The organism is Isoptericola sp. NPDC055063, assembly GCF_053608125.1.
Map to the genome: position 1 here is coordinate 54,557 of NZ_JBSGUW010000019.1, position 8,253 is coordinate 62,809.

The window sequence follows — 8,253 nt, forward strand, 5'->3', positions numbered from 1 at the left end:
GTGACCGCCACCACCTGGGAGGTCGCTGTCGTCCGGGGCGGGTGCGGGTTACGGTCGTCGTGACCTGTCCCGGAGCACGAAGGAGAACTCCCATGTCCACCCGCACCGCACGCACCGCCTGGAACGGCGACATCCTGCAGGGCTCCGGCCGGGTGGAGCTCGCGAGCTCCGGCGTCGGCACGTTCGACGTCTCCTTCCCCCGCCGCACGGCGGACGCCGCCGAGGGCGTCACCAGCCCGGAGGAGCTCATCGCGGCCGCGCACTCCTCCTGCTTCGCGATGGCGTTCTCGCTGGAGGTCGCGAACGCGGGCGGCACGCCCGGGCAGACCGACGTGACCGCCGACGTCTCGCTGACCCCGGCCGCGGGCGGCGGTCTCGAGATCTCGACGATCGCGCTCACGGTGGTCGGCTCCGCGGCGGGCCTCGACGCCGACGCCTACCGCGCGGCCGCCGAGGCCGCCAAGGCCGGGTGCCCGGTCTCCAAGGCGCTCGCCGGCGTCGGCGAGATCACGCTGGACGTCACCTTCACCGGCTGACCGTGCTGTTGTAGTCAGGCCCCGCGCCCGCATCGAGCGTGCTGACCTGTTCCTCACACCCTCGGGTGGGGGACCCGGTCAGCACGCTCGATGCGTCTCCGGGCCGGGAGGGCTGGCGAGATCGCGCCGTGGCACAGATCCGCCGCACGGTGCCGTTGACCGGGTCGACGGCGCACCGGGAGCGTGCGGAGGGACCCCTGCACCCAGGGACCCTTCAGACACGGAGCCCCGATGAAACCCACGTACCGCCGCGTGCCGCCCACCGGGCCAGCACGCGCCAGGCGAGCCGCCGTCGTCCTGACGGCAGCGGCGCTCGCCGTCACCGGACTCGCCCAGCCGGCAGCCCTCGCCGCCGATGACGACGCGCTCGTCTCCCCGCAGGAGGCCGCACAGAGCCTCGTCGGCGAGAACACCCCCGACGACCCGTACACGACGGGCGGCGACGACGGGTTCACCCCCGTCGTCGAGGGCGACGACGCCGCGGCGCTCGACGCCAAGCTCGGCGACGCCGACCAGCAGCTGCTCAGCGAGGCGCAGGCGTCCGACGAGAAGACCGTCACGGTGCTCCTGGCCGTGCGTGCCGACCGTGCCCCCGCCGTCGAGGACGCCGTCGAGGACGCCGGCGGCGCCGTCGGGCGGACCGAGGCCGACCTGGGCTACGTCCGCGCCACCGTGCCGACGGACGAGGTGCCGGCGCTCGCAGCCCGCGGCGACGTCCTCGCCGTCGACCTCGACCGGCAGCTCCAGGTCCCCGACCCGACTCCCGTCGGGTCGGACGCCGGCGCCGCGACGTCGCGCGCGGCCGCGGACACCCCCGCCGCGCCGACGAAGGACACCCCCGCCGACAACCCCTACCTCCCGGTCGAGGAGACGGGGGCGGTCTCGTTCACCGACGCGAACCCGACGTGGGACGGCCGCGGCACCGTGATCGGTGTCCTCGACACCGGCGTCGACCTCGCGCACCCCGCGCTGCAGACCACCACCGACGGCAAGCCGAAGATCCTCGACTCGTTCGCGGCCACCGACCCCGTCATCGACAACGACGCGACGTGGCAGCGCATGACGACGAAGGTCACCGGGCCGTCGTTCACCTACGCGGGCGTGAAGTACACGGCGCCCGCGGGCACCTTCAGGATCGCGGGGCCGCTGGAGTCGTCCTCCGCGCGGGCCGACGCCGCCGGCGACCTCAACCGTGACGGCGACACGACCGACCGTATCGCCATGCTCTACGACCCCGAGACGCACGAGGTCCGCGTGGACACCGACGGCGACGGCGACCTGGCGGAGGAGACGCCGATGCTGCCGTTCGACGTCGACGGCCAGGTCGGCTACCTCGGCACCGACGACCCGGACACGGACGTCGTCGAGTCGATGCCGTTCACGGTCGAGTACCGCGAGGACGTCGACCTGTCGCCGCTGGGCGGCGCCAACGTCGGCAAGGTGGCCGACTACGTCAACCTCGGCGTCGTCGCCGGCGAGCACGGCACGCACGTGGCCGGCATCGCCGCCGGCAACGGGGTGCTGGGCGGCGCGATGCGCGGCGCCGCGCCGGGCGCGCAGATCGTCTCGGCCCGCGCCTGCACGTGGAACGGCGGCTGCACCGCCGTCGCGCTCACCGAGGGCATGATCGACCTCGTCGTCGAGCACGACGTCGACGTCGTGAACGTCTCCCTCGGCGGCCTCGTGCCGCTCAACGACGGCTCGAGCGCCATCGCGCGCCTCTACGACGAGCTGGTGGACACCTACGACGTCGACATCGTCGCCGCGGCCGGCAACGACGGTCCCGGCCTCAACACCGTGTCGCCGCCGTCGACGGGCGACGGCGTCATCAGCGTCGCGGCGTCGGTCAGCGACGACACGTGGTTCGCGAACTACGGCTCGCGCGTGCCCACCGACCTGGGCCTGTTCCCGTTCTCCTCGCGCGGCCCGTCGGAGGACGGCTCGCTCAAGCCCACCGTGAGCGCCCCGGGCGCCGCGGTGGCGTCCATCCCCACCTGGCTCGACGGCGGGGCGGTGCCGGGCGTCGGCTACGACCTGCCCGCGGGCTACGGGATGCTGAACGGCACGTCGATGGCGTCGCCGCAGGTCGCGGGCGACGTGGCCCTGCTGCGGTCCGCGGCGAAGGCCCGCGGGATCGACGTGACGTCGGCGGGGGTGCGCAGCGCCGTCACCGACACCGCGGACCTCATCGACGGCGTCCAGGTGGCCGCGCAGGGCGCGGGCGTCGTGGACGTCCCCGCGGCCTGGAAGCAGCTCCTGGTGGACGGCGCCGCCCGGCCCGAGCGGGCTGGCTACACCGTGCAGGCGCGGGTGTGCACCGCGCTCTCCGACGTCCTGACCACGCCGGGCGTCGGCGCGGGCGTGCACGACCGCTGCCTGCCCGAGGACGGCGGCGGCCTCGCCCCGGGCGCGACGACGTCCTACGACGTGAAGCTGACCCGCACGACGGGCGCGGCGCGTCCCGTGCTGCACCGGCTCTCGCTCGTCGGCGACGACGGGACGTTCTCGGTCCCCGCCTCCGTGCGGCTGGGCCGCGACGAGGCGCAGACGGTCGCCGTGACGGCCCACCCGCGCACCGCGGGGCTGCACTCGGCGCTGCTGCGGGTCGACGACCCGAGCACGCCCGGCGTCGACCGGGTCGTGCCGCTGACCGTGGTCGCCACGAAGGTCGCCGAGGCTCCCGCGCGCGCCGTGACCGCGAAGGGCGCGGTGCCGCGCGGCGGCGCCGAGTCCGTCTTCGTCGCCGTGCCCGACGGCGTGCAGAACCTCCAGGTCGCGCTCACCGCGGCCGACGGGTCCCCGGCGCAGGGCGTCCGCGTGCGGGCGTTCGACCCCGTCGGGCTTCCGATCGACGGGCCCGCCGCGTGCTACACGGCGACCGACGACTGCGACCCCTCGCGCCACTCCTACGAGCGGCCGCGAGCGGGCGTCTGGGAGCTGGTCGTCGAGGCGTCGCGCGCCGCCGCCGTCCCCTCGCCGTCGTACCGCGTGACGGCGACGCTCCAGGGCGTCGACGTCGAGCCGGCCGAGGTGCAGATCGACGCGCTCGACGTGCAGAAGCCGCAGCGCGTCGACGTCACCGCCACGAACGCGTGGGGGACCGTCGAGGCGAAGCCCGCCGCGGGCGCGCTGGGCCGCACGGTCAAGCTGCGCGGCACGATCGCCGAGGGCGAGGTCTCGCAGAACCGCGTCGACGTGCCGCGCGACGCGACGCTGCTCGACTTCACGCTCACGCCGCTGGCCGACGCCGACCTGGACGTGCTGGTCGCGCACATGGCCACCGGCCAGATCGTGGCCCGCGGGCAGGAGGTCGGGTCGGCGGCCGAGCACATCACGCTGCGCGATCCGATGCCGGGCTCGTACGTCGTCGTGGTCTCGGGCACGTCCGTGCCCGGCGGGTCGGTCGACTTCGACTACGTGGAGGACCTGTTCTCCCCGTCGCTCGGGTCCGTCACCGTGGCCGACGACGCCCCGCGCACCCTGGCCCCGGGGGACACGCTGGGCCTCGACGTCGACGTGACCGCGGTCGCCCACCCGTTCGGGACGCGCGCCCTCGTGGGCGCCGTGCCGCTGGTGAACGACGCGGGCGGGATCGTCGGCAGCGCGCGGGTGCGCGTCGCCGCCGTGCGCACCCCGCAGGCCGAGGTGCTGGACACCGACCAGCCGTTCGTCGGCGCCGACATGAACGGCAAGGGCGTCGTGGCCGGCGACGACCAGGTCAACTGGCTCACCACGCCCGGCCTGTGGACGGCCGAGGGCGGGTTCACGCCCCTCGACGTCGGCCCGGACGGGAAGATGGGCTCGGCCTACGGCATCAACGAGGCGGGCGACGCGTCCGGGCAAGTGATGCGCAAGGACGGCACCCTCCTGGCGGCGCTGTGGCGCGCCGACGGCACACTCGTCGACATCGGCGTCCCCGACGCACGGCCCTACGACCAGACCTACGCGTACGGCCTGAACGACGCGACGAGCGAGCACGGCGTCCAGGTGGTCGGGGTCTCCGTCGACGACGCCATGGTCGACGGCGTCCAGCAGCGGACCCTCGACCCGTGGGTGTGGACCGACGGCTCCGGGTTCCGGACGCTGCCGCACCTGAGCGACGACCACCGTGCGACGCAGGCGCTCGCGCTGAACGACGCGGGCTACGTCGTCGGCTCGTCGTTGGGGAAGGACGGGATCCCGCACGCCGTGCGCTGGACGCCCGCCGGGGAGATCGAGGACCTCGGCGTCCTGCCGGGGATGTGGGACGCCGTCGCGCAGGGCATCAACGCCGACGGCGACGTCGTCGGGCGCTCCGGCCACGACGCGTTCGTCTGGACGGCGGAGGACGGGCTGCGCCGCCTGCCCGACCTCGGGTTCGACGGCACGGCCCTGCAGATCTCCGACACCGGCCTGGTGCTGGGCCTCGCCCAGACGACGCCGGAGGTGCAGACGCCGGTGGTGTGGGACGCGCACGGGCACCTCTTCGACCTCGCGCACACGGTCGACCAGCGGACGGTCTACGCCGTCGACGCGTGGGCCGTCCACGGCTCGAAGGTGCTGGTCTACGGCTACATGGGCTCCGGGTCCGGCGTGGCTCTGCTCGACCTGCCCGAGCTGCCGTGACCTGACCGCCTGGCCGGCCGGGCTCGCTTCCCCCGCTCAGCCGAGCAGGGGCGGCGAGCCCGCGCCGGTCCCGGCGATGACGCCCTCCACGGTCTCGCGCAGCACGTCGCGCGGGTCGTGCGCGGGTGCCCAGTGCAACAGCTCGCGGGCGCGGGTCGCGTCGAGGACGACGTCGGCCCGGGCCATGTCGTACCAGCCCACGTCGATCGGGGCGAGGTGCAGCCGGGACGCGACGGACAGGCCGGTCCGCGCGGTGTCCGGGGAGACGGCCACCTTGCGGCCGCCGGCGAGCACCTCGGCCAGGTCGTCGCCCGTGAGCCAGCCCTCGGGCGCGAGGTTGAACGCCCCGGGGTGGCGCCCGACGACGACGGCACGGTAGGCGTCGGCGGCGTCGTCGGTGTGCATCACCTGCAGGCGCAGCCCGTCGGGCGCGGGGACGGCGGGCAGGAGCGCGCCCTCGGGGGCCCGCTTGGCGGCGAGCCGCAGCGCGCGGGTGCCGAGCGGCCCGAGGAAGTAGCGGCCCAGCTCGGCGCCGGCCTCGCGCTGCAGCATCAGCGCCGGGCGCACCCGGGTCACGACCAGCTGCGGGTAGGCCTCCGCGTACCCGTCGAGCATCCGCTCCACGGCGACCTTCTGCACCGAGTACGAGGACGTCGGCACCCCGCGCCGCGGCCAGTCCTCGGCGACCGGGCTGCCGTCCTCGGGGCCGGGGGAGTACACGCCGGACGTCGAGCCGAGCACCAGGTGCCGCACCCCCGCCCGCACGACGGCGTCGGCGACGGCGCGCGACCCGTCGAGGTTGAGGCGCCGTGCCTGCGCGGAGTCGCGGGCCGACGGCGATGCCCAGGCGAGGTGGATCACGGCGTCCGCCCCGAGGAAGGCACGGTCGAGCCCGCGGACGACGGCGTCGTGCGTGTCGGTGAGGTCGACGCGGACCCACTCGGCGGCGGTGTGCGGGAAGGCGACGGTGCTGCTGCCGTCGGCCCGGGGGACGCGTCGGGCGACGCCGACGATCGAGGTGACGGCCGGCTCTCGCACCAGTGCTCGCAGCACGGCGGTCCCGACGTTTCCGCTGGCTCCCACGACGACGACGCGCACGGTCCGACCGTAGCCGCGCGGGCGGGGCGGCGCGCGTGCAGCCGCGGAAGCGCCGCATCGCGTACGTGGCACACCGTGTGTATAGCCAACACCGCGTGTATGCCGTACGCTCGTGTACGCCATACACGACGACCCGAGGGGAACGGCCATGAACGACCCGATGATCGCGGTGCGGGGGCTGCGCAAGTCCTACGGACGCACCGCCGTCCTGCGCGGCGTCGACCTCGACGTCCGGCGCGGCGAGATCTTCGCCCTGCTCGGCCCGAACGGCGCCGGCAAGACCACCACCGTCAACATCCTCACCACGCTGGTGCGGCCGGACGGAGGCGCGGCGACCATCGCCGGCGCCGACGTCGTGAAGGACCCGGCGGCCGTCCGGCGCAGCATCGCGCTGACCGGCCAGTACGCGTCGGTCGACGAGTTCCAGACCGGCGAGGAGAACCTCGTCATGATGGCCGACCTCGCGCACCTGCCGAAGCGCGTCGTGCGAGGCCGCGCCCAGGAGCTCCTCGAGCGCTTCGACCTCACCGAGGCCGCGGGCCGCAAGGTGGCCACGTACTCCGGCGGCATGCGCCGCCGGCTCGACCTCGCCATCAGCCTCGTCGCCGACCCGGCCGTCCTCGTCCTCGACGAGCCCACGACCGGCCTCGACCCGGCGTCCCGCTCCCAGCTGTGGGACGTGGTCCGGGGCCTCGCCGCCGACGGCACCACCATCCTGCTCACCACGCAGTACCTCGAGGAGGCGGACCGCCTCGCCGATACGATCGCGGTCCTCGCCGAGGGGCGGATCGCTGCCCGCGGCACCGCGGCCGAGCTCAAGGCGCTCGTCGCGGGCGACCACGTGCGCGTCTCCTTCGACGACGCCGCGAGCCTCGCGGCCGCGCGCGGGCTGGGCGTCGCGGGCCTCGCCGAGGCCGAGGAGGACGCGAAGGCGCTCGCCCTGACGTTCCCGAGCCCCGAGCCCGTGCGGGCCATCCGCGACGTCCTCGACCGGGCCGAGGCGAGCGGCCTCGCCGTCGCCGGGGTGAGCGTGGTCAAGCCCACACTCGACGACGTCTTCCTCGCCCTGACCAGCAGCACCGACCGCCCGACCCGCACCCCCGAGGAGGCCCTGCGATGACCACCACCCTGGCCCCGGCGCCGCACACCGCGCCTGGCCGCGCCCGCGCCGTGCGCGCGCCCCTGCGCGACGTCGCGACCATGACCCGGCGCGAGGCGCGCCGCTCGCTCCGCTCGATCGACGGCCTCGTCACCGCGTTCGTGCTGCCGGTGATGATCATGCTCGTCTTCGTCGTCATCTTCGGCGGCGCCATCGAGCAGGACGGGCAGTACATCGACTACGTCGTGCCCGGCGTCCTCATCATGTGCCTGGGCTTCGGGTCGGCGACGGCGGCCGTGGCCGTGGCGCAGGACATGACCTCCGGCACGATCGACCGGTTCAAGACGCTCCCGATCTTCGGACCGGCGGCGCTGTGGGGGCACGTGCTCGCGAGCGTCGTGCGCAACCTCGCGTCCGCGGCGGTGGTGCTCCTGGTCGCCGTCGCGCTCGGCTTCCGGCCGGACGCCGGGGCGGGGGACTGGCTCGGCTTCGTCGGCCTCGCCGTGCTGGCCGTGCTCACCTTCACGTGGCTCAGCACCGCGCTGGGCCTCGTCCTGAGCGTGGAGGCGTCCCAGTCGGTGAACTTCATCTTCCTGTTCGTGCCGTACCTCAGCTCGGGCTTCGTGCCCGTGGACACCATGCCGGACTGGCTGCACGGCTTCGCCGAGCACCAGCCGTTCACGCCCATCATCGAGTCGGTGCGCGGCCTGCTGTCGGGGACGCCGGACGGCGGCACGATCCTGGTCGCCTGCGCCTGGCTCGTCGGGTTCCTGGCGCTGAGCGTCGCCGTCGGCAGCGTGCTCTACCGCCGTCGGACCGCCCGCTGAACGCTCCATCGAACGCTGTGAGCGGGGGGTGGGGGGGGGGCCTTTCCCCCACGAAAGGGGAAAAAACCCCCCCCCCAACACGCCGACG

5 protein-coding genes are annotated in these 8,253 nt (G+C 74.8%); 4 read left to right on the forward strand and 1 reads right to left on the reverse strand.

Annotation, left to right across the window (positions count from 1 at the left end; genetic code table 11):
• The first annotated feature begins 92 nt into the window (after positions 1-92).
• Both ACWF41_RS19930 and ACWF41_RS19935 read left to right on the forward strand, forming a co-directional pair.
• Positions 93-536, forward strand: a complete 444-nt coding sequence (locus ACWF41_RS19930) for an OsmC family peroxiredoxin (RefSeq protein WP_380322195.1) — start codon at positions 93-95, stop codon at positions 534-536.
• A 231-nt stretch (positions 537-767) separates the two neighbouring features.
• Positions 768-5,141 carry a S8 family serine peptidase gene (locus ACWF41_RS19935; protein WP_380322191.1) on the forward strand — a complete coding sequence of 1,458 codons (4,374 nt, stop codon included), beginning with the start codon at positions 768-770 and terminating at the stop codon, positions 5,139-5,141.
• A 36-nt stretch (positions 5,142-5,177) separates the two neighbouring features.
• Here the strand turns inward: ACWF41_RS19935 and ACWF41_RS19940 are convergent, their stop codons facing one another.
• Positions 5,178-6,239 (reverse strand): NAD-dependent epimerase/dehydratase family protein, encoded by a 1,062-nt coding sequence (locus tag ACWF41_RS19940; RefSeq protein WP_380322188.1) that lies wholly within the window; start codon positions 6,237-6,239, stop codon positions 5,178-5,180.
• A gap of 148 nt (positions 6,240-6,387) precedes the next feature.
• Between ACWF41_RS19940 and ACWF41_RS19945 the strand changes: the two genes are divergently transcribed.
• Both ACWF41_RS19945 and ACWF41_RS19950 read left to right on the forward strand, forming a co-directional pair.
• Positions 6,388-7,359 (forward strand): ATP-binding cassette domain-containing protein, encoded by a 972-nt coding sequence (locus ACWF41_RS19945; RefSeq protein ID WP_380322185.1) that lies wholly within the window; start codon positions 6,388-6,390, stop codon positions 7,357-7,359.
• Entirely contained in the window at positions 7,356-8,165 is an 810-nt protein-coding gene (locus ACWF41_RS19950) for an ABC transporter permease (protein WP_380322182.1), read from the forward strand. Before ACWF41_RS19945 ends, ACWF41_RS19950 begins: the two co-directional genes overlap by 4 nt.
• Positions 8,166-8,253 lie beyond the last annotated feature (88 nt).